The organism is Streptomyces sp. NPDC046821, assembly GCF_040645335.1.
Classification (GTDB): domain Bacteria; phylum Actinomycetota; class Actinomycetes; order Streptomycetales; family Streptomycetaceae; genus Streptomyces.
The window spans coordinates 194,561-219,901 of the sequence record NZ_JBEYYB010000005.1; the positions used below are offsets into that span (position 1 = coordinate 194,561).

23 protein-coding genes are annotated in these 25,341 nt (G+C 70.7%); 19 read left to right on the forward strand and 4 right to left on the reverse strand.

Annotated features, from left to right (window positions below; all coding sequences use genetic code 11):
• The first annotated feature begins 56 nt into the window (after positions 1–56).
• From ABZ893_RS11805 to ABZ893_RS11850, 10 genes are all read left to right on the forward strand, one after another.
• Positions 57–821: an enhanced serine sensitivity protein SseB gene (locus tag ABZ893_RS11805; protein ID WP_361400698.1), complete on the forward strand. Its 765-nt coding sequence runs from the start codon at positions 57–59 to the stop codon at positions 819–821.
• 170 nt (positions 822–991) lie between these two features.
• Entirely contained in the window at positions 992–1,792 is an 801-nt protein-coding gene (locus ABZ893_RS11810; RefSeq protein WP_361400701.1) for an enhanced serine sensitivity protein SseB C-terminal domain-containing protein, read from the forward strand.
• A gap of 354 nt (positions 1,793–2,146) precedes the next feature.
• The gene (locus tag ABZ893_RS11815) at positions 2,147–3,145 is read left to right on the forward strand and encodes an ABC transporter permease (protein WP_361400704.1); all 999 of its coding nucleotides are present in this window, start codon (positions 2,147–2,149) and stop codon (positions 3,143–3,145) included.
• A 57-nt stretch (positions 3,146–3,202) separates the two neighbouring features.
• A complete protein-coding gene (locus ABZ893_RS11820) occupies positions 3,203–4,957 on the forward strand; it encodes an ABC transporter substrate-binding protein (protein ID WP_361400706.1) in 1,755 nt (584 codons plus the stop codon).
• 75 nt (positions 4,958–5,032) lie between these two features.
• Positions 5,033–6,040: an ABC transporter permease gene (locus ABZ893_RS11825; RefSeq protein WP_361400710.1), complete on the forward strand. Its 1,008-nt coding sequence runs from the start codon at positions 5,033–5,035 to the stop codon at positions 6,038–6,040.
• Positions 6,037–7,137 carry an ABC transporter ATP-binding protein gene (locus ABZ893_RS11830; RefSeq protein ID WP_361400713.1) on the forward strand — a complete coding sequence of 367 codons (1,101 nt, stop codon included), beginning with the start codon at positions 6,037–6,039 and terminating at the stop codon, positions 7,135–7,137. Before ABZ893_RS11825 ends, ABZ893_RS11830 begins: the two co-directional genes overlap by 4 nt.
• Before the next feature lie 83 nt (positions 7,138–7,220).
• Positions 7,221–8,522 carry a dipeptide ABC transporter ATP-binding protein gene (locus tag ABZ893_RS11835; protein ID WP_361401324.1) on the forward strand — a complete coding sequence of 434 codons (1,302 nt, stop codon included), beginning with the start codon at positions 7,221–7,223 and terminating at the stop codon, positions 8,520–8,522.
• Positions 8,523–8,616: 94 nt separating this feature from the next.
• Positions 8,617–10,011: a M1 family metallopeptidase gene (locus ABZ893_RS11840; RefSeq protein ID WP_361400716.1), complete on the forward strand. Its 1,395-nt coding sequence runs from the start codon at positions 8,617–8,619 to the stop codon at positions 10,009–10,011.
• A gap of 128 nt (positions 10,012–10,139) precedes the next feature.
• Positions 10,140–10,811 carry a trimeric intracellular cation channel family protein gene (locus ABZ893_RS11845; RefSeq protein ID WP_361400719.1) on the forward strand — a complete coding sequence of 224 codons (672 nt, stop codon included), beginning with the start codon at positions 10,140–10,142 and terminating at the stop codon, positions 10,809–10,811.
• Positions 10,812–10,906: 95 nt separating this feature from the next.
• A complete protein-coding gene (locus ABZ893_RS11850) occupies positions 10,907–11,767 on the forward strand; it encodes a thioesterase family protein (protein WP_361400722.1) in 861 nt (286 codons plus the stop codon).
• Positions 11,768–11,786: 19 nt separating this feature from the next.
• Here the strand turns inward: ABZ893_RS11850 and ABZ893_RS11855 are convergent, their stop codons facing one another.
• Complete coding sequence (locus ABZ893_RS11855; RefSeq protein ID WP_361400725.1) at positions 11,787–12,761, reverse strand: alpha/beta fold hydrolase; 975 nt, start codon at positions 12,759–12,761, stop codon at positions 11,787–11,789.
• Between the two features lie 36 nt (positions 12,762–12,797).
• On the reverse strand, positions 12,798–13,415 hold the full coding sequence (locus ABZ893_RS11860) for a TetR family transcriptional regulator (RefSeq protein WP_361400728.1): 618 nt from the start codon (positions 13,413–13,415) through the stop codon (positions 12,798–12,800).
• Positions 13,416–13,526: 111 nt separating this feature from the next.
• On the opposite strand from ABZ893_RS11860, the gene ABZ893_RS11865 reads away from it, so the two are divergent.
• The 3 genes from ABZ893_RS11865 (at position 13,527) to ABZ893_RS11875 (ending at position 15,390) form a co-directional block, all read left to right on the forward strand.
• Positions 13,527–13,688, forward strand: coding sequence for a hypothetical protein (locus ABZ893_RS11865; RefSeq protein WP_361400731.1), 162 nt, complete (start codon positions 13,527–13,529; stop codon positions 13,686–13,688).
• Positions 13,689–13,926: 238 nt separating this feature from the next.
• Positions 13,927–14,145, forward strand: coding sequence for a DUF4190 domain-containing protein (locus ABZ893_RS11870; protein ID WP_361401326.1), 219 nt, complete (start codon positions 13,927–13,929; stop codon positions 14,143–14,145).
• A 78-nt stretch (positions 14,146–14,223) separates the two neighbouring features.
• Positions 14,224–15,390 carry a cysteine desulfurase family protein gene (locus tag ABZ893_RS11875; RefSeq protein WP_361400734.1) on the forward strand — a complete coding sequence of 389 codons (1,167 nt, stop codon included), beginning with the start codon at positions 14,224–14,226 and terminating at the stop codon, positions 15,388–15,390.
• A 56-nt stretch (positions 15,391–15,446) separates the two neighbouring features.
• Here ABZ893_RS11875 and ABZ893_RS11880 read toward each other — a convergent pair whose 3' ends face one another.
• Positions 15,447–16,043, reverse strand: a complete 597-nt coding sequence (locus ABZ893_RS11880) for a peptidoglycan recognition family protein (protein ID WP_361401329.1) — start codon at positions 16,041–16,043, stop codon at positions 15,447–15,449.
• Positions 16,044–16,246: 203 nt separating this feature from the next.
• Between ABZ893_RS11880 and mnmA the strand changes: the two genes are divergently transcribed.
• Positions 16,247–17,401, forward strand: a complete 1,155-nt coding sequence (gene mnmA, locus ABZ893_RS11885) for a tRNA 2-thiouridine(34) synthase MnmA (RefSeq protein ID WP_361400737.1) — start codon at positions 16,247–16,249, stop codon at positions 17,399–17,401.
• A gap of 20 nt (positions 17,402–17,421) precedes the next feature.
• Here the strand turns inward: mnmA and ABZ893_RS11890 are convergent, their stop codons facing one another.
• Complete coding sequence (locus tag ABZ893_RS11890; RefSeq protein ID WP_361400740.1) at positions 17,422–17,745, reverse strand: DUF427 domain-containing protein; 324 nt, start codon at positions 17,743–17,745, stop codon at positions 17,422–17,424.
• A 51-nt stretch (positions 17,746–17,796) separates the two neighbouring features.
• Here ABZ893_RS11890 and ABZ893_RS11895 point away from each other — a divergent pair, with 51 nt between their 5' ends.
• The 5 genes from ABZ893_RS11895 (at position 17,797) to ABZ893_RS11915 (ending at position 25,258) form a co-directional block, all read left to right on the forward strand.
• Positions 17,797–18,336 (forward strand): TIGR00730 family Rossman fold protein, encoded by a 540-nt coding sequence (locus ABZ893_RS11895; RefSeq protein WP_361400743.1) that lies wholly within the window; start codon positions 17,797–17,799, stop codon positions 18,334–18,336.
• Between the two features lie 76 nt (positions 18,337–18,412).
• Positions 18,413–19,111: an SDR family oxidoreductase gene (locus ABZ893_RS11900; protein ID WP_361400746.1), complete on the forward strand. Its 699-nt coding sequence runs from the start codon at positions 18,413–18,415 to the stop codon at positions 19,109–19,111.
• Between the two features lie 48 nt (positions 19,112–19,159).
• Positions 19,160–20,164 (forward strand): methionine synthase, encoded by a 1,005-nt coding sequence (locus tag ABZ893_RS11905; protein ID WP_361400749.1) that lies wholly within the window; start codon positions 19,160–19,162, stop codon positions 20,162–20,164.
• 41 nt (positions 20,165–20,205) lie between these two features.
• Positions 20,206–22,401 (forward strand): NAD-dependent DNA ligase LigA, encoded by a 2,196-nt coding sequence (gene ligA, locus ABZ893_RS11910; RefSeq protein ID WP_361400752.1) that lies wholly within the window; start codon positions 20,206–20,208, stop codon positions 22,399–22,401.
• A 718-nt stretch (positions 22,402–23,119) separates the two neighbouring features.
• A complete protein-coding gene (locus ABZ893_RS11915; RefSeq protein WP_361401331.1) occupies positions 23,120–25,258 on the forward strand; it encodes a bifunctional diguanylate cyclase/phosphodiesterase in 2,139 nt (712 codons plus the stop codon).
• Positions 25,259–25,341: the final 83 nt, after the last annotated feature.

The following is a 25,341-nucleotide window of genomic DNA, read 5'->3' on the forward strand; positions in this document are numbered from 1 at the left end:
CCTACGCGTTAGTGTTCGGCCGCAGACAGAGCGGTTCCCGAGCGGGTGGTAGGCACATGGACATTCCGGCGCAGGCTCACGCACATCCGTCCGGCGCGTGGCCGGCCAACGAGCTGGAGGAGGTGCTCGCCGCCTCCGTCGGAGCCGACTCGGCGGGCGGCCGGATCCTGGAGGTCCTCGGCCGCAGCCAGGTGTGGGTGCCGCTGCCCCAGGGCGGCGGACCCGGCAGCGTGAACCTCGACCTGCCGACCCTGGAGATCGAGGGCCAGGCCTACGTACCCGTCTTCAGCTCGGAGCAGCAGTTCTTCGCGGTCATCGGCGACCGGATGGGCTGCACGGTCGCGCTGGCCGTCGAGTTCGCGCGCGGGCTGCCCCCGCAGGTCGGCATCATCGTGAACCCCGACGGCGCCGTCGGCATCCCGCTGCCCCCGCCCGCCGTCGCCGAACTGTGCCGCTCCGGCCGCACCCCGCTCGACGGACCCACCACGGGCGGCCGGGTCACCCTCTACGAGCCCGACTGGCAGCAGGACCCCATGGACTTCCTGGCCGCCGTCCGCGAGGAGTTCGACGCGACCGGCATCGTGCGCACCGCCCGCCGCTGCCTCGCCAGTGTCGAGGGCGACGACCCCGTCCTCTTCGTCGGCGTCGAGCTCTCGCACTGGGAGGGGCCCGAGCGCAACCTCCCCATGGACGCCCTCGGCCGCGCCCTGCACCGCTCCCCGGCGCCCTGGCCGGTGAACCTCGTCCTGCTCGACATCACCGAGGACCCGGTCGGCGACTGGATGCGCGCCACGCTCCGGCCGTTCTACACCCAGGGCTGACCCGGACCCCCGGGGAGGAAAGAAGGGGAAACCGTGGGAAAAAGCACCGACCGCGCGTACGTCAAGTCGGTGTCAGGATCGCCGCTTAAGCTGGTTTCATGACCTGACGGGCGGTCCCGCCGCGGGGAGCGGGTCGAAACGTCGGTTACGTCACGAAGGGGCGATTACGGGTGAGTGCGTCGGGCACGGCTGCGGCCGGGACGGTCGAGCACATGCTGCGCCAGGTGACGCCCGGGCGTTACGACGCCTACGAGGCGCTCCTCCAGGCACTCGCCGACCCCGGCACCGGCCAGGTGTGGATGCTCCTGTGGCACGGCCAGGCCGGCTCCCCCGACGCCCAGTACGGGCAGATGGAGGTCGACGGCTTCTCGTACGCCCCCTGCGTCACCTCGGCGCAGGAGCTGTCGGCGTCCGGCTGGAGCCGGGCCTACGAGGTGGTCGGCGGCGTCGACGCGGCCCGCACCCTCTACCCCGACCACTACGGCCTCTGGCTCAACCCGCACGCGCCCGGCGGCGGAGTCGGCGTCCCCTGGCTCGACCTGCGCCGCATCGCGGGCGGCCTCGACCGCCAGCCCGCCGGACCGCTGCGCCTGAGCGACCCCGCCATCGAGATCCCGCAGTTCTACGCCCTGCTCGCGCAGAACGCCCACCGCACCACCGCGATCCGCTCGCTGCGCCGCGCCTGGGTCCAGCCGACGCTCGGCGCACCGTATTTGGCGATCGGCCTCGACGTGTACGACACCACGCCGCCGTCCGTGGACGCGGTGCGCGCCATGATGCAGCAGTCGGTCGTCGCCGTACCCGACGGACTGCCCGTCTCCACCGTCGCGATGTCCGACGAGCACGACCCGGTCGCCATGTGGCTGCGCGCCAACGCCCGTCCGTTCTACGACCGCGAGGCCCACGCGGCCCCCGCCGCCCCTTCCCCGGCCGCGGGCTACGGCTACCCGCCGCCGCACGGGACGTACTGAACCCGCCCTGTTTGAGCGGTGGTTGACGCGCCACCAGTGCGCCGCCGGCCTGTCACCCGCGCCCCGTCGGCGTATCACTCGCGGCACTGAAATGTCCGCTCAGCCGGATTTTGTGTCCGGATAGCGCCCACCCGGCGCCTCATCACGGTTGCGCAACCTTTCCCGATGAGGTCTGGCGGCTGGTCAACGCGCATTGAAGACTCCCTGCAGACACGGGGTTTCGGCTCTGTGTGCGAGCTGAACGGTCAACTCCGGGGCCCTGTCCGGGGACTGTCCAGCCCGTGAAACAGGATCAAGCCGCTACCGCGGCGGGCGTGGGCCGGCCACCGTCGGCCGAGAGGGGTCAACCACACCGTGACCGCACCGATCGACACCACCGGGGCCCAGGCAGAAGTGCAGCCCGAGGCTGTGCTCGCCGGCGCCAAGGGGCAGCAGATCGAGGGGCGTTCCCTCGGGCGGATCGCCTGGAACCGATTCAAGAGGGACAAGGTCGCCGTCGCCGGCGGCGTCGTCGTCATCCTCCTGATTCTCATAGCCGCCCTGTCGCGCCCGATCCAGTCGCTCCTCGGCCTCGACCCGAACGACCTCCACCAGGGCCTCATCGACGCCAACACCACACTGCCCAAGGGCGGATGGGGCGGCATGAGTGCCGATCACCCCCTGGGCGTGGAACCGAAGTTCGGCCGCGACATCCTCGCCCGCATCCTCGAAGGCTCCTGGGTCTCCCTGGTCGTGGCCTTCGGCGCGACCGTCCTGTCGAACGTCATCGGCGCGATCCTCGGCGTCGTCGCCGGCTACTACGGCGGCCGCGTCGACTCGGTCATCAGCCGCCTCATGGACACGTTCCTCGCCTTCCCGCTGCTGCTGTTCGCCATCGCGATCTCCGCGACCCTGCAGGGCGGCGCGTTCGGCCTCGACGGACTTCCGCTGCACATCAGCGTGCTGATCTTCGTCATCGGATTCTTCAACTGGCCCTACCTGGGCCGGATCGTGCGCGGACAGACCCTCGCCCTGCGCGAGCGCGAGTTCGTGGACGCCTCCCGCGGCATGGGCGCCCGCGGGCCGTACATCCTCTTCCGCGAACTGCTGCCCAACCTGGTCGGCCCGATCATCGTCTATTCGACGCTGCTCATCCCGACCAACATCATCTTCGAGGCTTCGCTGAGCTTCCTCGGGGTCGGCATCCAGCCGCCGCAGGCCTCCTGGGGCGGAATGCTCGCCCAGGCCAAGGACTACTTCCAGGTCGATCCGCAGTACATGATCGTCCCCGGCCTCGCCATCTTCGTCACCGTGCTCGCGTTCAACCTGCTCGGTGACGGTCTCCGCGACGCTCTCGACCCGCGCAGTCGCTGAACCAGGCCGCACACAGAGCTCCACAAGTTTCCGACAATGGAGGGGAACCCGACCATCATGCGAAGGTCATCACTTGCCGCTGTAGCGGCCATCGGCAGCGTGAGCCTGCTGCTCGCCGGCTGCAGCAAGGCCGACGACGGCAGCGGCGACGGCAAAGCGAAGCCGGCCGGCGCGGACGCCGCGACGAAGCACGTCGTCAACGCGTCCACCCAGAAGGGCGGCACGGTCACCTACGCGATGTCGGACGTCCCCGACTCGTTCGACCCGGGCAACACGTACTACGCGTACATGTACAACTTCAGCCGGCTCTACGCGCGCCCGCTGATGACCTTCAAGCCGGACGCCGGCGAGAAGGGCAACACGCTCGTCCCCGACCTGGCCTCCGCCCCCGGCGTGCAGACCGACGGCGGCAAGACCTGGACGTACAAGCTGCGCGCCGGCCTCAAGTACGAGGACGGCTCGCCGATCACGTCCAAGGACGTCAAGTACGCCGTCGAGCGCTCGAACTTCGCGCGTGACGTGCTCTCGCTCGGCCCGAACTACTTCCAGCAGTTCCTCAAGGACGGCGACAAGTACAAGGGCCCGTACAAGGACAAGAGCGCCGAGGGCCTCAAGTCCATCGAGACGCCCGACGCCACCACCATCGTCTTCCATCTCAGCGTGCCCTTCCAGGAGTTCGACTACCTGGTCGCCACGCCGCAGACGGCCCCGGTCCCGGCGGCCAAGGACACCGGCGTCGACTACGTCAAGAAGATCGTGTCCTCGGGCTCGTACAAGTTCCAGAGCTACACCGAGGGCAAGCAGGCCGTCCTCGTGCGCAACTCGAACTGGGACGCCAAGACCGACCCGCTGCGCAAGCAGTACCCGGACAAGATCGTCGTCAACCTGAAGGTCAACCAGTCGACCATCGACAAGGACCTGCAGGCCGGCGACACCCTGATCGACATGCAGGGCAAGGGCGTCGAGCCCCAGACCCAGGCCCAGCTGGTCACCAAGCCGGAGCTGAAGGCCAGCACCGACAACGCCTACGGCGGCCGTCTCGTCTACGCGGCGATCAACTCCAAGCTGAAGCCGTTCACCAACGTCGACTGCCGCAAGGCCGTCGAGTACGCCATCGACAAGGTCTCCGTGCAGACCGCCGAGGGCGGCGACATCCGCGGTGACATCGCGACGACCGTCCTTCCGCCGGACATCACCGGCTACCAGAAGGCCGACACGTACGCGACCCCCGGCAACAAGGGCGACGTGGCCAAGGCCAAGGACGCCCTGAAGGCCTGCGGCGAGAAGACGATCTCGACCACGATCACCGCGCGCAGCGACCGTCAGGAAGAGGTCGACGGGGCCACGGCGATCATCGAGTCGCTCAAGAAGGTCGGCATCAACGCCTCGCTCAAGCAGTACCCGTCGGGCAAGTACTTCACCGACTACGCGGGCGTCCCGAAGTTCAACCAGAAGAACAACGTCGGCATCATGATGATGCAGTGGGGTGCCGACTGGCCCTCCGGCTACGGCTTCCTGCAGCAGATCCTGAACACCAAGGCGATCGGCGCCTCCGGCAACACCAACCTGTCGGAGTTCAGCAACAAGGAAGTCGACGCGAAGCTGGCCCAGGCCATCGCCTCGCCCGACGTGGCGACCCGCAACAAGCTCTACGCGGAGATCGACAAGAAGACCATGGACGAGGCGGTCATCGTCCCGCTGACCTACTTCAAGGTCCTGCTGTACCGCTCGCCGTACGCCACCAACCTGGTGTCCACGTCGGCCTTCAGCGGTCAGTACGACTACCTCAACATCGGCACCACCAAGAAGTAGCAGCAGCCCCGGAAGGCAGGTGAAGGCATTGGTGCCCGCAGGCCAAGCGGTCTGCGGGCACCAGCGCCGGTCCCCGTGATCTCGTACATCTTCCGCCGGACGATCGCGGCAGTGATCCTGCTGCTGGTCGTCACCGCGGTCACCTTTGGCATCTTCTTCCTGCTGCCACGGCTCGCCGGCCAGACCCCTGACCAGCTGGCGCAGCAGTACATCGGCAAGAGCCCCACGGCCGCGGACATCGCGGCGGTCAAGCACAACCTCGGTCTGGATCAGCCCGTCTACATCCAGTACTGGCACTTCATCAAGGGGATCGTCACCGGCGCCACCTACGACCTCGGTCCCACCACGGCGCACTGCGACGCGCCGTGCTTCGGCTACTCCTTCAAGAACCACGTGCCCGTGTGGCCCGAGCTGACCGACCGGCTGCCCATCACCCTGTCCCTGGCCGCGGGTGCCGCCGTCATCTGGCTGCTGTCCGGTGTCACGGTGGGTGTGATCTCGGCACTCAAGCCCGGCTCGTTCTTCGACCGCGCCTTCATGGGCGTGGCCCTCGCCGGTGTCTCGATGCCCATCTTCTTCACGGGCCAGCTGGCCCTGCTCGTCTTCACGTACCAGATACCGATCTTCGGGCGAACGTACGTCCCCTTCACCGAGAACCCGGCGCAGTGGGCCAACACCCTTTTCCCGGCCTGGTGTTCACTCGCCCTCCTGTACTCCGCCATCTACGCGCGGCTCACCCGCTCCGGGATGCTGGAGACGATGAACGAGGACTTCATCCGCACGGCCCGCGCCAAGGGCCTGCGCGAGCGGACCGTCGTCGGCCGGCACGGTCTGCGCGCCGCGCTCACTCCGATCATCACGGTCTTCGGCATGGACCTCGGCCTGCTGCTCGGCGGCGCCGTGATCACCGAGAAGGTCTTCTCGCTGCACGGCATCGGTGAGTACGCGGTGCAGGGCATCACCGACAACGACCTGCCGAAGGTGCTCGGCGTGACCCTGCTCGCCGCGTTCTTCGTCGTCCTGTGCAACCTCGTGGTGGACCTTCTCTACGCCGCCGCCGACCCGCGCGTGAGGCTCTCGTGACCGAACTGTCCAAAACCGGTGCCGCCGTGGGCGAGCCGGTCGCCGAGGGTTCCCCGGACTCCTCGACCGCCTTCCTCGACGTGCGCGACCTCAAGGTGCACTTCCCGACCGACGACGGCCTGGTCAAGTCCGTCGACGGACTCAGCTTCAAGCTGGAGCGCGGCGAAACCCTGTCCATCGTGGGCGAGTCGGGGTCCGGCAAGTCCGTCACCTCGCTGGCGATCATGGGCCTGCACCGGCTCGGCGCGCGCGGCAAGAACGTCAAGATGTCCGGCGAGATCTGGCTCGACGGCAAGGAACTCATCGCCGCCGCCCCGGACGACGTCCGCCGCCTGCGCGGCCGCGACATGGCGATGATCTTCCAGGACCCGCTCTCCGCGATGCACCCGTACTACACGGTCGGCAACCAGATCGTGGAGGCGTACCGCGTCCACAACGACGTGTCCAAGAAGGTCGCGCGCAAGCGGGCCGTCGAACTGCTCGACCGCGTGGGGATCCCCGAACCGGCCAAGCGCGTCGACAGCTATCCGCACGAGTTCTCCGGCGGTATGCGCCAGCGCGCGATGATCGCGATGTCCCTCGCGAACAACCCGCAGCTGCTCATCGCCGACGAGCCGACCACCGCACTCGACGTCACCGTCCAGGCGCAGATCCTCGACCTGATCCGCGACCTGCAGAAGGAGTTCGAGTCCGCGGTCGTCCTCATCACCCACGACCTGGGTGTCGTCGCCGAGATCGCCGACAAGGTCCTCGTCATGTACGGCGGACGCTGTGTGGAGCGCGGGCCGGTCGAGAAGATCTTCGCCGAGCCGCAGCACCCGTACACCTGGGGCCTGCTCGGCTCGATGCCGCGCATCGACCGTGAGCAGACCGACCGGCTCGTCCCGGTCAAGGGCCAGCCGCCGTCCCTCATCAACGTCCCCTCGGGCTGCGCCTTCCACCCGCGCTGCCCGTACGCGGACCTGCCCAAGGGCGGCATCACCCGCACCCAGCGGCCCGAGCTGCACGAGGTCGGCAGCGACCACTTCTCCGCCTGCCACCTCTCGCCGGAGGACCGTACGCGGATCTGGACCGAAGAGATTGCGCCGAAGCTGTGAGTGAGCCCGTGAGCGAGACGCCCGTGAGCGTGACGAAGAAGGCGGACGCCGGGGACGCCGCGGCCGCCCCCGAGACCGCCGCCGTGCCCGCGCAGGCGACGTCCCCCGAGGACCGCGAGGTGCTGCTCAAGGTCGAGGGCCTGGTCAAGCACTTCCCGATCAAGAAGGGCATCCTGCAGCGCCAGGTCGCCGCGGTGAAGGCCGTCGACGGCATCGACTTCGAGGTCCGCAAGGGCGAGACCCTGGGCGTCGTCGGCGAGTCCGGCTGCGGCAAGTCGACCATGGGCCGGGTCATCACCAAGCTGATCGAACCGACCGGCGGGAAGATCGAGTTCGACGGCCGGGACATCACCCGCCTCGGCACGCGGGGTATGCGCCCGATGCGCCGCGACATCCAGATGATCTTCCAGGACCCGTACGGCTCCCTGAACCCCCGGCACACCATCGGCTCGATCGTCTCGGCGCCGTTCCGGCTCCAGGGCGTGGAGCCCGATGGCGGTGTGAAGAAGGAGGTCCAGCGCCTCCTGGAGCTGGTGGGCCTCAGCCCCGAGCACTACAACCGCTACCCGCACGAGTTCTCCGGCGGCCAGCGCCAGCGCATCGGCATCGCCCGCGCGCTCGCCCTGAAGCCGAAGCTGGTCGTGGCCGACGAGCCGGTCTCCGCGCTCGACGTCTCCATCCAGGCACAGGTCGTCAACCTCATGGACGACCTGCAGTCCGAGCTGGGCCTGACCTACGTGATCATCGCGCACGACCTCTCCGTCGTCCGCCATGTCTCGGACCGTATCGCGGTGATGTACCTCGGCAAGATCGTCGAACTCGCCGACCGCACCTCGCTGTACCAGGCGCCGATGCACCCGTACACCAAGGCCCTGATGTCGGCGGTGCCCGTCCCCGACCCCACGCGCCGGGGCGCCAAGAGCGAGCGCATTCTGCTCAAGGGCGATGTGCCGTCGCCGATCTCGCCGCCGAGCGGCTGCCGCTTCCACACGCGGTGCTGGAAGGCGACGGAGGTCTGCCGGACGTCCGAGCCGCCGCTCCTCCAGCTCGCGCCGGGCCGCCAGGTGGCGTGCCACCACCCGGAGAACGCGGCGGACCAGGCCCCGGACGACACCACGCTGCTCGCGGCCGCCAAGGAGGCGATCGAGGTGGTGACGCCGGCGCGGACGGATGACGACGACGCGTCCGCTGATGAGGCGTCAGGAGCTGTGGCGGACACGGAGGTTGCCGAGGCGGCCGGGGATGCGGAGGCCGCCGAGGTTTCTGCTGGCGCCGGTGACGCCGGTGGCGCCGGTGATGCCCGTGACGAAAGCGACGTAGAGCCGTCGGGCGATGCTGACGACGCGGACGAGACGGATGACGTACAGGAGTCGTCCGGCAAATAGCGTGAATTGACCGAGAGGGTCATGTACACGCCCTGACGGGAGAGTGCAGAGTCTGCGTGTCCGTTACACCGGAACACGCGTGAAGGGACGACTCATGGCACTCTCCCGTTCGGCACGTCTGGCGGCAGTCGCGACAGCGGCCGCCTCCTTCTGCCTGATCGCCGCAGCCCCGGCCCCCACCCCCGGCTCGGACGGCATCGGCGACCCGTACTTCCCGCAGCTCGGCAACGGCGGCTTCGACGCCACCCACTACGACCTCGGTATCGCGTACGACCCCGGCACCGACCGCCTCGACGGCGTCACCACGCTCACCGCCCGCGCCACCCAGAACCTGTCCTCCTTCGACCTGGACCTCCAGAAGCTGACGGTCGACTCCGTCGAAGTGAACGGCAGACACGCGGAGTTCACGCGCAGCGGCGACGAGATACGCATCACCCCGCGCGACGCGATCCGCGACCACAAGACGTTCACCGTCAAGGTCACCTACGGCGGCGTCCCCGAACCGCTCAACGGCCCCATCGTCTTCGGCTCCGACTACGGCTGGATGAAGACCGCCGACGGAGTCTTCGTCGCCTGCGAGCCCAACGCCGCCTCCACCTGGTTCCCCTCCAGCGACCACCCGTCCGACAAGGCGACCTACGACATCCGGATCAAGGCGCCCGCCGGCCTGACGGGCGTCTCCAATGGCCGGCTCGTCGACACCCGCGACGTCGGCGGCGGCCGGACCGTCCACCACTGGCGCGAGTCCCGCCCGATGGCGACCTACCTCGTCACCGCCTCCATCGGAAAGTTCGACGTCAAGACGGGCACCACCCCCTCCGGCATCCCGATCTACGTCGCCATCGACCCCGTCCTGAAGAACAGCAACAACGTCGACGTGTACGGCGTCACCGCCGAGGTCACCGACTACTGGTCGAAGGTGTTCGGCCCGTACCCCTTCGAGGAGACCGGCGCGGTCGTCGACGACATGCCGGAGGCCGGCTTCTCCCTGGAGACGCAGACCAAGCCGAGCTACTCCGCCGTGCGCTCCGAGGGCACGATCGTGCACGAGCTGGCCCACCAGTGGTTCGGCGACTCGGTCTCCGTCAAGCAGTGGAAGGACATCTGGCTGAACGAGGGCTTCGCCTCGTACGGGCCCTGGCTGTGGAACGAGCACAAGGGGCGCGCCAGTGCCCATGACTCCTTCCTCGCCGCGTACGACTCGCGCCCGGCCGATTCGCCGTTCTGGCAGAGCGTCGTCGCGGACCCGCAGCGCGACACCATGTTCAACAGCGCCGTCTACAACCGCGGCGCGATGACCCTCCAGGTGCTGCGCGAGAAGATCGGCGACAAGGACTTCTTCAAGCTGCTGCGTACCTGGACGGCCACGTACCGCTACGGCAACGCACGGACCGCCGACTTCATCCGCCTCGCGGAGCGGGTCTCCGGGCAGGACCTGGACGGCCTCTTCCAGACGTGGCTGTACACGAAGGGCAAGCCCGCCCTGTAGCCCGTCGGTAGCCGTCCGTAGCCCCGCCTGCGGTTCCGCTTCTGTGGATCCGCTCCGTAGATCCGCAGGTCAGACGGTTGATCTGACCTGTAGATCCGACCTTGTACTTCCATGCGTAAGAATGTCGGGTGCTTCTGGAACTCTTCACCCCCTCTGTCCAGCACGGTCTGGACATCGTCGGGATCTTCGTCTTCGCGATCTCCGGCGCTCTCCTCGCGGTCCGCAAGAACTTCGACGTCTTCGGCATCGCCGTACTCGCCGAGGTCACCGCGCTGGGCGGAGGGCTGTTCCGTGACGTGATCATCGGCGCCGTGCCGCCGGCGGCGTTCACCGACCTCGGGTACTTCCTGACCCCGATGGTCGCGGCGCTCCTCGTCTTCTTCCTGCACCCGCAGGTCGAGCGCACGCAGGTCGCGGTGAACATCTTCGACGCGGCGGGCCTCGGTCTGTTCTGCGTCACCGGCACGGTCAAGGCGTACGACTACGGGCTCGGGCTCGTGGCCTCCGCGGCGCTCGGCCTCGCGACGGCCGTGGGCGGCGGTGTGCTGCGCGACATCATCGCCAACGAGGTCCCGTCCCTGGTCCGCTGGGACCGCGACCTGTACGCGGTGCCGGCCATGGTGGGCTCGACGATCATCGTGGTCTGCATCCACTTCCACGCGCTGTCCGCGTTCACCAGCGGCGTCGCGGTGATCACGGCGTTCGCGCTGCGGCTGCTGGCGATGCGGTTCCACTGGCGTGCGCCACGGGCCTGGCACCGGAGGTCGGCGGCGACGGAGGTTACGGAGGAGACGCCGTGACGGTGAGGGGTGAGGGGTGAGGGGTGTGGTGGCTGTGGTGCGGCCGTCGCGTTCCAAAGCTACCGCTTAGTAGTTACGTGTTGTACCGTACCCGCATGGCACAGGTATCGGTATCGTCCGCCGCGCAGGCGACCATCGGCGACAGCGAGTTCGACCGCGACACCGCGGTCACCCGGCGCGAGCCCGGCGTCTACGACATCGACCTCTCGGCCGGCTGGACGATCATCAACGCCGTCAACGGCGGCTACCTGCTCGCCGTGCTCGGCCGCGCCCTCGGTGACGCCCTGCCGCACAGCGACCCGTTCACCATCTCCGCGCACTACCTGACCGCGTCCCACCCCGGCCCCGCCGTGATCAGGACCGACGTCGTCCGCACCGGCCGCACCCTCTCCACAGGCACGGCCTCCCTCTTCCAGTACGACGACGAGGGCGCCGAGGTCGAGCGGATCCGCGTCCTCGCCTCCTACGGCGACCTCGGCTCGCTCCCGGACGACGTCCGCACCAGCGCGAAGCCCCCGCAGTTCCCGCCGGTCGAGCAGTGCTTCGGCGCCCAGGACGGGCCCTCGCCGGTCGAGGGCAGCTCCGCCATCACGCAGCGGCTCGACCTCAGGCTCGACCCGTCGACGGTCGGCTGGGCGATCGGTGCCCCCTCCGGCAAGGGTGAGATGCGGGCCTGGTTCGGCCTCGCCGACGGGCGTGACGCCGACCCGCTGTCCCTGCTCCTCGCCGTGGACGCGCTGCCTCCGACGGCGTTCGAGATGGGTCTGAAGGGCTGGGTCCCGACCGTTGAACTGACCGTCCACGTCCGCTGCCGCCCCGCGCCCGGCCCGCTCCGCGTCTCCATCACGACCCGCAACCTCGCGGGCGGTTTCCTGGAGGAGGATGCCGAGGTCTGGGACAGCGCCGACCGCCTCGTGGCCCAGTCCCGTCAGCTCGCGAGGGCGAAGCTGCGCTGAGTCAGTAGCGGTCTGTGCTTCAGCGGCGGCCTGTGCCGAGGAACTCGCCTAGCGCGGCGGTCAGTTCGGCCGGGGCGTCCTCCTGGGCGAGGTGACCCGCGCCCTCGATCAGGCGCAGTTCCGCGCCCGGGATCAGCTTCGCCAGCTCGTGCCCCCGGTCGACCGGGATCCAGGTGTCCCGCGTGCCCCAGCAGATCAGGACGGGCAGGTCCAGTTCGCCGTAACGGCCCTGGATCTCGTCCGTGAAGCGCTGGTCGTTCTGCTCGATCTGGCGGTAGAACGCGGGCTGTCCATCCGGTGTGCACCAGGGGGCGGCCAGCCGGTCGAGCGTCGCCGGGTGCAGGCCGCGGTGGCTCGCCGACCTCAGGTACTCGCGTACGAGCGCCTCGTGCAGGGCCGGCGGGAGTGCCGCGAACACGTCCGCGTGGGCGCCGAGGTGGCGATACGTGGGGGAGCCCCACGGTGCGAGCGCCACCGGGTCGACGAGTGCGAGCCGTTCGTAGCGCGCGCCGTGCAGCAGCAGGGCGCGCAGGGCGACACAGCCGCCGAAGTCGTGGGCGACGACGGCGGGTTGGTCCAGGCCCCAGTGGTCGAGCAGCCCGGCCAGCACCTTCGCCTGCGCGGCGAGCGTGACGTCCTGCCCGGGGTGCTTGGCCGAGGCGCCGTATCCGGGCAGGTCCCACACGTACACGCGATACCGGCCGGCGAGCGCGCGGGCCGGGCCGCGCCAGACGTACGAGGAGAACGGGGTGCCGTGGACGAGGACGACGGGCGGCGCGTCCTCCGGTCCGAGCGCGGCCCAGGCGACGTCGCCGGTGGGGCCGGCGTAGGTGCGGTCGAGGGGCCAGTCGGTGGGGGCGGGGGTTGGGGCGGTGGCTGCGGCGGTCGGGGTGGTGTTGGTGGCGGCGGGGCCGGGGTTCCGGTCGGGTGTGGGGTTCCGGGCGGAGGCGTGTGGGTTCCGGTCGGTGGCGTCGCGGTTCCGGTCGGAGTTCATGGCTCCACGCTAGGTGGCCCCCTTCGCCGGTGGGGGTCAGTCCAGCCAGTGCGTTCTGCCGAGGTGGACGAGGCGTAGCTGGCGGGTGGCGAGGTCTATGGCAGCGTCCATGCGGTCCGGCGGGGTCTCCAGGAAGGCGCACGCCGTCGCCAGCATGTGCTGGACGTGGTGCCACGCCAGCATCTCCAGGTCGTCCCGGCTCCAGCCCGCCGACTCGGGGTCCGCGGCCAGCCCCTCGGTCACCTCCTCGGCGAACCGCGCGAGTTGACCGCCGATCGCCTCCCGCACGCGCTGGACCCCGCCGTACCGCTCGCGCGCGATGAAGCGCACGTGGGACGGGTACGTGCGGACGTGGCGGGCGATCAACTCGACTGTCTGCTCGAAGCGTTCCGCGTTGCTCCCCGTCGTGGTCAGCACCGTCGCGATCATCTCGTGCAGGCTCCCCAGCGCCTCCTCGACCAGGGCGACCCCGAGGTCGGCCGTCGAGTCGAAGTGCCGGTAGAACGCCGTCGGCGTGATGCCGACCGCCCGGGTGACCTCGCGCAGTCCGAGGCTCGACAGGCTCTGGTCGCCGAGCAGTTCCAACGCGGCGTCGAGAAGGGCCTGTCGGGTCTTCTGCTTCTGCGCCTGCCGGACACCGGGAGTGTGACTCATGCCATGCAGTTAACACTTGTTCTCTGTATTCCGAAAGCCAGGGTGGGGGCTACACTGAATTTCAGTGAACGGTTGTAATCCCAATGGCCGTCGCGATCATGAGAGGCACTCATGCTGTTCCTCGTAGCCGCCCTCCTTCTGCTGGGCGTCGCACTGGGCTCCGTGGCCCACGCACCGCTTCCCGTCACCCTCGTCGCCGCCGCCGTCATCGGCGTCTGGCTGGTCGTCTTCGCCGTGCGCGAGCGGTCCGCCCGCCGGCGCCACCAGTTCTGATCCATTCATTCATCCATCCAGATCAGGCCCGATGCCTGATCGCTGAGGGGGTACCAGCACCATGCAACTCACCGCAGACATCAGTACGGACACCGAAGCCGACGCGTTTGTAGCCGCCGACGCCCACGTGGCCTCCATCGGCACCGCCGCGAAGTCCGCGCCCGCCCCGCAGGACCGCGCCGCTGCCGAGCCCGAGTCCGCCCCGCAGGCCGGCGCCGCCACGCGTGACGCCGACGGAATGGCCGTCGCCTCGTTCGTCCTCGGGCTGGTCGGACTGCTCGTCTTCAACCTCTTCCTCGGCCCCATCGCCGTCGTGCTCGCCGGAATCGCCCTGTGGCGCGGCACCGGCCGCCGTGGCCGCGCGCTCCTCGGCCTCGGACTCGGCGTGGCCGACCTCGTGGTCCTCGCGTCGTTCGTCGCCGCCGACCACACCGTTTCCTGGAGCCTCGCGGGCTGACGTCCCGCCCCCGCCGCGCAAGCGGACCCCGATGCGGCGCGGACCATCCGCGCCAGGGCTCGTAGAATCGAGCCCACCATGGCTTACCTCGACCACGCCGCGACCACTCCGATGCTCCCGGAGGCCGTCGAGGTGATGACCGCCCAGCTCGCCGTCACCGGCAACGCGTCCTCCCTGCACGCGGCGGGCCGACGCGCCCGACGCACCGTCGAGGAGTCCCGCGAGACCCTCGCCGAGTCTCTCGGCGCCCGCCCCAGCGAGGTCGTCTTCACCTCCGGCGGAACCGAGGCCGACAACCTCGCCGTGAAGGGCCTGTACTGGTCCCGCCGCGACGCCGACCCGGCCCGCACCCGCGTCCTCGCCAGCCCCGTCGAGCACCACGCCGTCCTCGACGCCGTGCACTGGCTCGGTGAGCACGAGGGCGCCACCGTCGAGTACCTGCCCGTCGACCCGTACGGCCGCGTGCACCCGGACGCCCTGCGCGAGGCGATCTCCCGCAACCCCGCCGACGTGGCCCTCGCCACCGTCATGTGGGCCAACAACGAGATCGGCACCATCCAGCCCGTCCGTGAACTCGCCGACGTGGCCGCCGAGTTCGGCGTCCCGCTGCACGCCGACGCCGTCCAGGCCTACGGCCAGCTTCCCGTCGACTTCGCCGCCTCCGGCCTCGCCGCGATGACCGTGTCCGGCCACAAGGTCGGCGGCCCGTACGGCATCGGAGCGCTGCTCCTCGGCCGTGAGTTCACCCCCGTCCCCGTGCTGCACGGCGGCGGGCAGGAGCGGCAGCGCTCCGGCACGCTCGACGTGCCGGCCGTCGCCGCGTTCGCCACCGCCGGACGGCTCGCCGCCGAACGGCAGGAGTGGTTCGCCCGCGAGATCGGCGGCCTGCGCGACACCTTGGCCGACGCCGTGCGCGCCGCCGTCCCCGAGGCGATCCTCGGCGGCGACCCCGCCCCCGGCGGCCGGCTGCCCGCCAACGCCCACTTCACCTTCCCCGGCTGCGAGGGCGACTCGCTGCTCCTGCTCCTGGACGCGCAGGGCATCGAGTGCTCGACCGGCTCCGCGTGCACGGCGGGCGTGGCCCAGCCGAGCCACGTCCTGCTGGCCACCGGCACCGACCCGGACCTCGCCCGCGGCACCCTGCGCTTCTCCCTCGGCCACACCTCGACCCCGGAAGACGTCGAAGCGGTGGCGAAGGCGATCGGCCCGGCGGTGGACCGAGCGCGGACGGCGGGGCTGACGTAGCCGGCCGGCCTTAAGCGGGCTGCCCGCACCTGAACCCCGCACCCCGCCCCGCGCCCCTACGCCTTCGCCGACCCCAGCTCCGCGTGAGCCCGTCTCACCAACCGCATGTACCGGTCCCAGTCCCAGTGCGGGCCCGGGTCGGTGTGGTCCGTGCCGGGGACCTCGACGTGGCCGATGATGTGCTGCCGGTCCACGGGTATCCCGTAACGCCGGCATATCCGGGCCGTGAGCCGCGCCGAGGACGCGTACATGGCGTCCGTGAAGTCGGCCGGGCGGTCCACGAACCCCTCGTGCTCGATGCCCACGCTCCGCTGGTTGAAGTCCCTGTTCCCCGCGTGGAACGCCACGTCCAGCTCGCGGATCATCTGCGCTATGTGCCCGTCCTTGCGCACCACGTAGTGCGCGGCCGCGCCGTGCCACGGGTCCTTGAAGACCTTCAGCGTCCCCTTGTAACTGCCCTGCGTCACATGGATGACCACGCGGTCGATCGTGTAGTCGTCGGGCCGGTCCGCCCGCCGCCAGTTCGCCGCCGCCGCGGCCACCCACTCCGCGCCCTTGTAGTCGACCTCGCCCGGCTTGCGGGGCTTGTCGACGCCCGGCACCTGCCACCACATGTGCGCGAGGTCGCTGCGCGCGAGCACCCCCACGCCCATCGCCGTCGCCGTGCCCCCGACCAGCAGCGCCCGCCGGCTCACCCCACGACCGGCGTCACGCTTCCCACGTCCCCCGGTCTTTCCCCGCGCCTTGCCCCGCGACTTTCCCTCGGCTCCCACGACCGCCCCCGTTCACGTCCTTCGAGATCCACAACGGACACTCGCGGGATTCGGTTCCCGCGGCCCCGTACCCTGTTAGAGCTATGACTTCGCAGACCCCGCAGCCCGCCCCCGCCCCCGCCCCCGCCCGCCCCCTGAGGGTCCTGGCCGCCATGTCGGGCGGCGTGGACTCCGCCGTCGCCGCGGCCCGAGCGGCGGAAGCGGGGCACGACGTGACGGGCGTCCACCTCGCCCTCTCCGCGAACCCGCAGTCCTTCCGCACCGGGGCCCGCGGCTGCTGCACCGTCGAGGACTCCCGCGACGCCCGCCGTGCCGCCGACGTCATCGGCATCCCGTTCTACGTGTGGGACCTCGCCGAGCGCTTCCGCGAGGACGTCGTCGAGGACTTCGTCGCCGAGTACGAGGCCGGACGCACCCCGAACCCCTGCCTGCGCTGCAACGAGAAGATCAAGTTCGCCGCGCTCCTCGACAAGGCGCTCGCCCTCGGCTTCGACGCGGTCGCCACCGGCCACTACGCGCAGGTCATCGAGCACCCGGACGGCACGCGTGAGCTGCACCGCGCCTCCGACATGGCCAAGGACCAGTCGTACGTCCTCGGCGTGCTCGACGACCGGCAGCTCGCGCACGCGCTGTTCCCCCTCGGCGACACGGTCACGACGAAGGACGAGATCCGCGCGGAGGCCGAGCGCCGCGGACTCGCCGTCGCCAAGAAGCCCGACTCGCACGACATCTGCTTCATCGCGGACGGCGACACCCAGGGCTTCCTCGCGAAGCGCCTGGGCAAGGCCGAGGGGGACATCGTCGACGAGTCCGGCGACAAGATCGGCACGCACGAGGGCGCGTACGGGTTCACGATCGGGCAGCGCAAGGGCCTGCGCATCGGCACCCCGGCCCCCGACGGCAAGCCGCGCTACGTCCTGGACATCTCGCCGGTGAACAACACGGTGACGGTCGGCCCCGCCGGCTCCCTCGACGTCACCGCCCTCACGGCGATCAAGCCCCGCTGGTGCGGCACGGCCCCCTCGGGACCCGGCACGTACACGGCGCAGCTGCGCGCCCACGGCGGCGAGACGCCGGTGACGGCCGAGCTGGTCGACGGCACGCTGGAGGTCTCCTTCGAGGAGCCCGTGCGCGGCGTCGCGCCCGGCCAGGCGATCGTGCTGTACGACGGCACGCGCGTGGTCGGTTCGGCGACCATCGCGACGACCACGCGCGCGAAGACGGCCGCCGCGCAGTAACGCGACTCTCTAGAAGCCGGTCAGAGCGTCTCCACCTGGAAGAAGCACAGGTGGTCCTTGATCCGGGCCACCTCCGGCTTCGGGTCCGGGTACGCCCACACCAGGTCGGGGGCGTCCGGCAGGGACCAGTAGGACGCCGTGCCCTTGAAGGGGCAATGCGAGTGCGTGTCGGACTCGGTCAGGAGATCCATGCGGACGTCCTCCGCCGGGATGTAGTAGCGCACGGGGTAGCCGGTCTCGCGCAGCAGCAGCGGACGGGTGCTCTCCGCGAGCACCTGTCCCTCGTGGACGACGCGTACGGAACGGGTGCCCTGCTCGATCGTGATCGTGTGTCCATCAGCCATGTCTGGAACAGCGCGCGCGGGGCCGCGGTTCTTCCCCCGTACGGTAGACGCATGAACATCTGTGTCTTCCTCTCCGCCGCCGACCTCGCCGACCGCTACACCCGTCCCGCCCGTGAGTTCGCCGAGCTGCTCGGCAAGGGCGGGCACACGCTCGTCTGGGGCGGTTCGGAGAGCGGTCTGATGAAGGTCGTCGCGGACGGCGTGCAGGAGACCGGCGGGCGCCTCGTGGGCGTCTCCGTGGAATTCCTCGCGGCGACGGCGCGGGCGAGCGCCGACGAGATGGTGATCGCCCAGGACCTCGCCGAGCGCAAGCGGCTGCTCCTGGAGAAGGCCGACGCCGTCGTGATCATGGTGGGCGGCACCGGCACGCTCGACGAGGCCACCGAGATCCTGGAGCTGAAGAAGCACGGCAAGACCACCAAGCCGGTCGTCCTGCTGAACTCGGCGGGCTTCTACGACGGCCTGAAGGAGCAGTTCCGCCGCATGGAGGACGAGGGCTTCCTGCCGGTGCCGCTGGCCGAACTGGTCTTCTTCGCCGAGGAGCCCGTCGGCGCACTCGCCTACCTGGAGGAATCGGTCGGCACGCGCTGAACCGGTCGGCACGCTCCAGGAGGGCCGGCGGATCGCGGCCGGGGCCCTGGCCCGCCGGACACCCGCTGATGCGATTATGGCCCCTATGGCGACACATGTGATCACCGGGAGCGGATCAGGTATCGGCGCGGCCGTGGCACGCCGTCTGCACGCGCGTGGGGACGAACTCGTCCTCCACGCGCGCGACGCGGCCCGCGCCAAGCAACTCGCGGCCCAGTTCCCGGGTTCGAGCACGCTCGTCGGTGATCTCGCCGACCCGGACAAGCTGTCCTGGGCGTTCTCGCACCAGTCGCTGCCCGACCGGGTGGACTCGCTGCTGCACATCGCGGGCGTCGTCGACCTCGGCCCGGTCGGCGAACTCACCCCCAAGTCGTGGCGCCACCAGATCAACGTGAACCTGATCTCCCCGGCCGAGCTGACCCGGCACTTCCTGCCCCAGCTCCGGCTCGCCAACGGACACGTGGTCTTCGTCAACTCGGGCGCCGGGCTCAGCGCGCACGCCGACTGGTCCGCGTACGCCGCCTCCAAGCACGGACTGAAGGCGCTCGCCGACTCCCTGCGCCAGGAGGAGCACGGCAACGGCGTGCGGGTCACGTCGGTCTACCCGGGGCGCACCGCCAGCGCCATGCAGGTCAAGGTGCACCAGCAGGAGGGCAAGCCGTACGACGCCGCCCGCTGGATCGACCCCGAGTCCGTCGCCACGACGATCGTCATGGCCCTCGACCTGCCGCGCGACGCCGAGATCAACGACCTGACGGTCCGTCCGGGCCGCTGACCGCCGCCACCTGAGGCCCGCCCGAGAGGCGTTACGTACGCTTCGCGGGTGAGCGAAAACAGCAAGTTCAGCCCGGGGCCCGCCACCGGGGTCGGATCGATGCCCGGCGGCGACGCCCGCGAGGCCGCCAAGACGGTCACCGGCAGCGTCGAGGACTTCCCCCACCTGGCGGAACTGCCCGCGCGCGGCCCCGGCGCCGACATGATCGGCCGGACCACCGGACTGCTCGTCGAGCTGTACGCGCGCGTGGAGCCCAGCGGCTGGCGCCTCGGGGACCGGCCCGGACGCGACACCCGGCGGGCCCGCTCCTGGATGGGCGAGGACCTGGACGCCCTTGAGGAGTTCACCCAGGGCTACGAGGGCCTCCTCAAGGTGCAGGCCGTCGGGCCCTGGACGCTCGCCGCCGCCCTCGAACTGCGCAACGGCGAGGCCGCCCTCTCCGACCAGGGCGCCTGCCGCGACCTCGCCGGCTCACTCGCCGAGGGCCTGCGCCTCCACCTCGACGACGTGCGCCGCCGCGTTCCCGGCGCCCAGGTCGTGCTCCAGCTCGACGAACCGTCCCTGATCGCCGTCCTGCGCGGCCAGGTGAAGACCGCGAGCGGCTATCGCACCCACCGCGCCGTCGACCGCCAGCTCGTCGAGAGCACGCTCCGCGACGTCCGGGCCGTCCACGACGGACCCGTCGTCGTGCATTCCTGCGCCCCCGACGTCCCGTTCGCACTGCTGCGCCGGGCGGGCGCCGACGCGATCTCCTTCGACTGGTCGCTGCTCACCGAGCGTGACGACGACGCGATCGGCGAGGCTGTCGAGGCCGGCACGCGGCTCTTCGCCGGTGTCGTGCCCGGCACCGACACCGCATTGTCAGACCCTGCCGGTAGCGTCATGGGGGTCAGGACGCTGTGGCGCAGGCTGGGGCTGAATCCCGGCTCCCTCGCGGAGTCGGTCACGCTCACGCCGTCGTGCGGCCTCGCGGGGGCTTCTCCCGCGTACGCGCGCGCCGCGCTCGCCCACTGCGTCCGGGCGGCGCGTTCACTCGCGGACAACCCGGAGTGACGGGCAGGGGATTGCACAGGGACGAACGGGAGGACGAGACGGTGGCCGGCGAACAGCAGCACGCACAGCCCGCAGAGGTGCCCGCGACGGCACGGGAGCAGCACGCGCAGCTCGCCGACCAGATCGAGGAGCACCGTTTCCGGTACTACGTGAAGGACCAGCCGGTCGTCAGCGACGGCGAGTTCGACAAACTCCTGCGCTCCCTGGAGGCGCTGGAGGAGCAGTATCCGGAGCTGCGCACGCCCGACTCGCCGACCCAGAAGGTCGCGGGCGCGTACGCGACGGAGTTCACGGCCGTCGAGCACCGCGAGCGGATGCTCTCCCTCGACAACGCCTTCGACGACGCAGAGTTGGCCGCCTGGGCCGAGCGCGTCTCCAAGGACGTCGGCACGACCCCGCACCACTTCCTGTGCGAGCTCAAGATCGACGGCCTCGCGGTCAACCTCACGTACGAGGACGGCCGGCTCACGCGCGCGGCGACGCGCGGCGACGGCCGCACCGGCGAGGACATCACGCCGAACGTGCGGACGATCGCCGAGATCCCGCACCGCCTCAAGGGCGACCGCATCCCCTCCCTCGTGGAGATCCGCGGCGAGGTCTTCTTCCCCATGGAGGCCTTCGAGGAGCTGAACGCCCGCCTGGTCGAGGCCGGCGACAAGCCCTTCGCCAACCCGCGCAACGCGGCGGCGGGTTCGCTCCGCCAGAAGGACCCCCGCGTCACCGCGACCCGCCCGCTCCACATGGTCGTGCACGGCATCGGCGCCCGCGACGGCTTCGACATCGACCGCCTCTCCCACGCCTACGACCTACTGCGCGAATGGGGCCTGCCCACCGCCCGGCACAACAGGGTGGTCGAAGACCTCGACGGCGTACGGGAGTTCATCGCGTACTACGGGGCGAACCGGCACTCCGTGGAGCACGAGATCGACGGCACCGTCGTCAAGCTCGACGAGATCCCGCTCCAGGGCCGCCTCGGCTCCACGTCGCGCGCCCCGCGCTGGGCCATCGCCTGGAAGTACCCGCCGGAAGAGGTCAACACCAAGCTGGTGAACATCCGGGTGGGCGTCGGCCGCACCGGCCGCGTCACTCCGTATGCGCAGGTCGAGCCGGTCACGGTGGCCGGCTCCGAGGTCGAGTTCGCGACCCTGCACAACCAGGACGTCGTCAAGAAGAAGGGCGTCCTCATCGGGGACACCGTCGTCCTGCGCAAGGCCGGCGACGTCATCCCGGAGATCCTCGGCCCCGTCGCCGACCTGCGCGACGGCACTGAGCGCGAGTTCGTGATGCCCGCCGAGTGCCCCGAGTGCGGCACCCCGCTGCGGGCCATGAAGGAGGGCGACATCGACCTCCGCTGCCCCAACGCCCGGTCCTGCCCGGCCCAGTTGCGCGAGCGACTCTTCTACCTCGCGGGCCGCAAGTCCCTCGACATCGAGAACTTCGGCTATGTCGCGGCGGCCGCCCTCACCAAGCCCCTGGAGCCCGCCGAGCCGCCGCTCGCCGACGAGGGCGACCTCTTCGACCTGACGATCGAGCAGCTCCTGCCCATCAAGGCCTACGTCCTCGACCAGGACAGCGGGCTGCCCAAGCGGGACCCGAAGACCGGCGAGGAGAAGATCGCCACGGTCTTCGCCAACCAGCAGGGCGAGCCCCGGAAGAACGCCCTGTCGATGCTGGAGAACATCGCGGCGGCCAAGGACCGGCCGCTCGCGCGCGTGCTGACCGGTCTGTCCATCCGCCATGTGGGTCCCGTCGCTGCGGAGGCGCTGGCCCGCGAGTTCCGCTCCATCGACCGCATCGAGCAGGCCACCGAGGAGGAGCTCGCCGCCACGGAGGGCGTCGGGCCGATCATCGCCGCCTCGCTCAAGCAGTGGTTCGAGGAGGACTGGCACCGGGAGATCCTGCGCAAGTGGCGGGCCGCCGGGGTCCGCACGGAGGAGGAGGGCGCCGGCGAGGAACAGGGCCCGCGTCCGCTCGAAGGCCTCACCGTCGTCGTCACCGGAACGCTGGAGCACCACACGCGTGACGGTGCGAAAGAAGCGCTGCAGAGCAGAGGCGCCAAGGTGACCGGTTCGGTTTCGAAGAAGACCTCCTTCGTCGTGGTCGGTGACAATCCGGGATCGAAATACGACAAGGCGATGCAGCTGAAGGTTCCCGTTCTGAACGAGGACGGCTTCGCCGTCCTGCTCGAACAGGGCCCGGAAGCCGCCGCCGAGGCCGCTCTTCCGACCGAGGAGTAGGGGTTGAAGGCCACCCGTTCAGCGCATACCAGATAGATACGGGTGGCTGGGGCGCATTCGGGCAACCGTGGTCGACGGCTGCCCCTGGAAGCCTTCGGCGGCCTAATGTTGACGGAACGAGGACGCGATACCTGACGGAAGTCGTCCGCATCGGATCGCGTGGCGTGAGGCACCGCCGGCTGTGAGAGGGACGGGAATGGAACCGACCGAGAGCGCCGCTCCGGACTCACGGCTGCGCACGGGGTGGCGCGTGTGGCGAGGCACGGGCAGCACGGCCTCCGCCGTGCGCGCCGTCCTGGGAACCGACGGGGCCGCCCCGGACAAGGACTTGACGGACGACGGCCCGCGCGACGACGTGCGCGGCGAAGCACGTGGCCGCGCCATACGCGGCGAGGCACGTGACGGTCAGCCGGACCGGCGCGGCTGGTGGCGCGACCTCCTCGGACTCCCCGGCACGGGACGGACCGGCGACAGAGACTCCGCGGCACCGGGCAGGGGCGGATGGCCGGGCGCCGTGCCCGGATCCGGAGCGCACGCCCCGGGCTGGCCCGCGGCCGGGCGCAACGGCGGAGCCGGGATCGGCGCGTACGGCGTCCCCAGCTCCGGTCCGAACGACGCAGGCGGAGCGAGCGCCTACGGCTCCTTCGGAGCGGCGGTGAGCAGCGGCACCGGCTGGACCGGGGCCGTCGCTGACGGCCGGTCCGACAGCGCTGCGGGCATGAGCGGCTGGCCGCGCCGGCCCGCAGCACCCGGCACGTACGGGGCGTTCGGCGCGAGCGGGGACGGCCCCGTACGCGCCTGGCTCGCCACGCTGCCCCTGCTGCCGCTCGGCATCGTCGCCGTCGCCTCCGCCGTCCTCGGCACCGGCTTCTACCGCGCCTTCGTCGGCGACCACGCCCTCTTCCCGGCCGGCGCCGCCGGCTGGTCCCTCGCCGTCCTGACCGGCATCATCGTCGGCCACCTCGTCGCCCTCGGCCGCGACCGCTGGTGGGGCGGCACGGGCTCCGGCGCGGCGTTAACGCTGGCGGTCCTGCTGCTCTACGGCTGGGTGCCCGCCGGCATGGTCAGCATCACCGTCGTCGTCCTCGTCGGCATCGCCCGAAGGCACCGCTGGCGCCAGGGCGTCCTGCACGGCTCCGTCGACATCATCGGCATCGCCGCGGGCGCCCTCGTCCTCGCCGCGTTCGGCCAGGTCCCGTCCGTAGAGTCCCCCTGGCAGCCGCACACTTGGACGTTCCTCAGCGCCCCCGAGGTCGCCCTCGTAGCGGGCGTCTACCTCGCGGTCACCCGGATGCTGCTCTGGTACGTCCACGCGCCGCGCACCTCAGGGCTGCCCACCGTCGCCCGCACCGCACTCGTCCGGCAGGGCCTCGTCGCCGTGGCGCTGCTCGGCATCGCGCCGCTGATCTGCGTCGTCGCCGTCGCGCTGCCGATCCTGCTGCCGCTGTTCGCCGTCCCGCTCATCGCGCTCGACTCGACGCTGTGGATCGCGCGGGCCCGCGCCGAGGAGCAGCTGCGCGACCCGCTCACCGGCCTGCCCAACCGCCAGTGGCTCCTGGAGCGCACCTGGTCCGCGCTCGACGACGCCGAGCGGATCGGCGCCCGCAGCGCCCTCATCCTGATCGACCTCGACCGCTTCCGCGCGGTCAACGACACCCTCGGCCACCTCGCCGGTGACCGCCTCCTGCTCCAGATAGCCGAGCGGCTCGAACTGGCACTGCCGCGCGGCGCGGAGGCAGCGCGGCTCGGCGGCGACGAGTTCGCCGTACTGCTGCCCGTCGTCGACTCCACGACGTCCGCCACCCGCGTGGCCCGGATGCTGGTCGGTGCCCTCGGCTCCCCGCTCGACCTGGACGGACTCACCCTCGTCCTGGAGGCCAGCGCCGGGCTCGCCGTCTTCCCCGACCACGCGCTCGACGCCGAAGGACTGCTGCGCCGCGCCGATGTCGCCATGTACCAGGCGAAGCGGGACCGCACCGGCGTCGAGGTCTACGAGTCGAAGCGGGACTCCAACACTCCCGACCGGCTCGGCCTCCTCGGCGACCTGCGCCGCGCGCTCGACGCCGGCGAGGTGGAGCTGCACTACCAGCCGAAGGTCCGCTTCGACGGACAGGTCGCCGGCCTCGAAGCACTCGTGCGCTGGGTGCACCCCGAGCGGGGGAAGGTGCCGCCGGACGAGTTCATCGCCATCGCCGAGTCCTCCGGACTCATGCCCCATCTGACCGAGTACGTCCTGGAGACGGCGCTCGCGCAGGTCGCCCGCTGGCGCGCCCAGGGCCTTCGTGTCCCCGTCGCGGTGAACGTGTCGCCGCGTGACGTGCACACCCCCGGCTTCGCCGGAGCGGTCGCCGCGCGGCTCGCCCGGCACGGCGTCCCCCCGGGCGCCCTGCAACTGGAGATAACCGAGCACGTCCTGCTCGAAGACCCCCAGCGCGCGGCCGACACGCTCGCCGGGCTCACCGGGCACGGCGTGAAGATGTCCCTCGACGACTTCGGCACCGGCTACTCCTCGCTGGTCCACCTGCGCCGCCTCCCCGTCAGCGAACTGAAGATCGACCGCTCGTTCGTGGCCCGTCTCGCCGTCGACACCGAGGACGCGGAGATCGTCCGCTGCACCGTCGACCTGGCGCACTCGCTCGGCCTGCTCGTCGTCGCCGAAGGAGTCGAGGACGACGAGACCTGGGAACGTCTGCGCGACCTGGGGTGCGACGCGGTGCAGGGCTGGCTGGTCGCCGCCGCGATGCCGCCCGAGGAGACGACGGCGTGGCTGCGGGCCCGCGGGTCCCGGGGCTGGCAGAGGCCCTCCGTCCTCGCGGCCGAGGCCGAGGACCAGTGCTCCGGCCGGACGGCCAATTAGCCGTACCCGATCAGCCTGCCGACGAGCCGCACCCCGGGGTGGGGACGCCCGTACGGGAAACCGTTGAAAAGGAACGGTGCCGG

What these genes read in the sequence shown, in the direction of transcription:
- ABZ893_RS11805 (WP_361400698.1), top strand. Translation starts at nt 57, where the DNA reads ATGGACATTCCGGCGCAGGCTCACGCACATCCGTCCGGCGCGTGGCCG.
- ABZ893_RS11900 (WP_361400746.1), top strand. Translation starts at nt 18,413, where the DNA reads ATGGCCCCTATGGCGACACATGTGATCACCGGGAGCGGATCAGGTATC.
- ABZ893_RS11895 (WP_361400743.1), top strand. Translation starts at nt 17,797, where the DNA reads ATGAACATCTGTGTCTTCCTCTCCGCCGCCGACCTCGCCGACCGCTAC.
- ABZ893_RS11880 (WP_361401329.1), bottom strand. Translation starts at nt 16,043, where the DNA reads ATGGGCGTGGGGGTGCTCGCGCGCAGCGACCTCGCGCACATGTGGTGG.
- ABZ893_RS11915 (WP_361401331.1), top strand. Translation starts at nt 23,120, where the DNA reads ATGAGCGGCTGGCCGCGCCGGCCCGCAGCACCCGGCACGTACGGGGCG.
- ABZ893_RS11840 (WP_361400716.1), top strand. Translation starts at nt 8,617, where the DNA reads ATGGCACTCTCCCGTTCGGCACGTCTGGCGGCAGTCGCGACAGCGGCC.
- ABZ893_RS11870 (WP_361401326.1), top strand. Translation starts at nt 13,927, where the DNA reads ATGGCCGTCGCCTCGTTCGTCCTCGGGCTGGTCGGACTGCTCGTCTTC.
- ABZ893_RS11850 (WP_361400722.1), top strand. Translation starts at nt 10,907, where the DNA reads ATGGCACAGGTATCGGTATCGTCCGCCGCGCAGGCGACCATCGGCGAC.
- ABZ893_RS11890 (WP_361400740.1), bottom strand. Translation starts at nt 17,745, where the DNA reads ATGGCTGATGGACACACGATCACGATCGAGCAGGGCACCCGTTCCGTA.
- mnmA (WP_361400737.1), top strand. Translation starts at nt 16,247, where the DNA reads ATGACTTCGCAGACCCCGCAGCCCGCCCCCGCCCCCGCCCCCGCCCGC.
- ABZ893_RS11855 (WP_361400725.1), bottom strand. Translation starts at nt 12,761, where the DNA reads ATGAACTCCGACCGGAACCGCGACGCCACCGACCGGAACCCACACGCC.
- ABZ893_RS11875 (WP_361400734.1), top strand. Translation starts at nt 14,224, where the DNA reads ATGGCTTACCTCGACCACGCCGCGACCACTCCGATGCTCCCGGAGGCC.
- ABZ893_RS11860 (WP_361400728.1), bottom strand. Translation starts at nt 13,415, where the DNA reads ATGAGTCACACTCCCGGTGTCCGGCAGGCGCAGAAGCAGAAGACCCGA.
- ABZ893_RS11865 (WP_361400731.1), top strand. Translation starts at nt 13,527, where the DNA reads ATGCTGTTCCTCGTAGCCGCCCTCCTTCTGCTGGGCGTCGCACTGGGC.
- ABZ893_RS11820 (WP_361400706.1), top strand. Translation starts at nt 3,203, where the DNA reads ATGCGAAGGTCATCACTTGCCGCTGTAGCGGCCATCGGCAGCGTGAGC.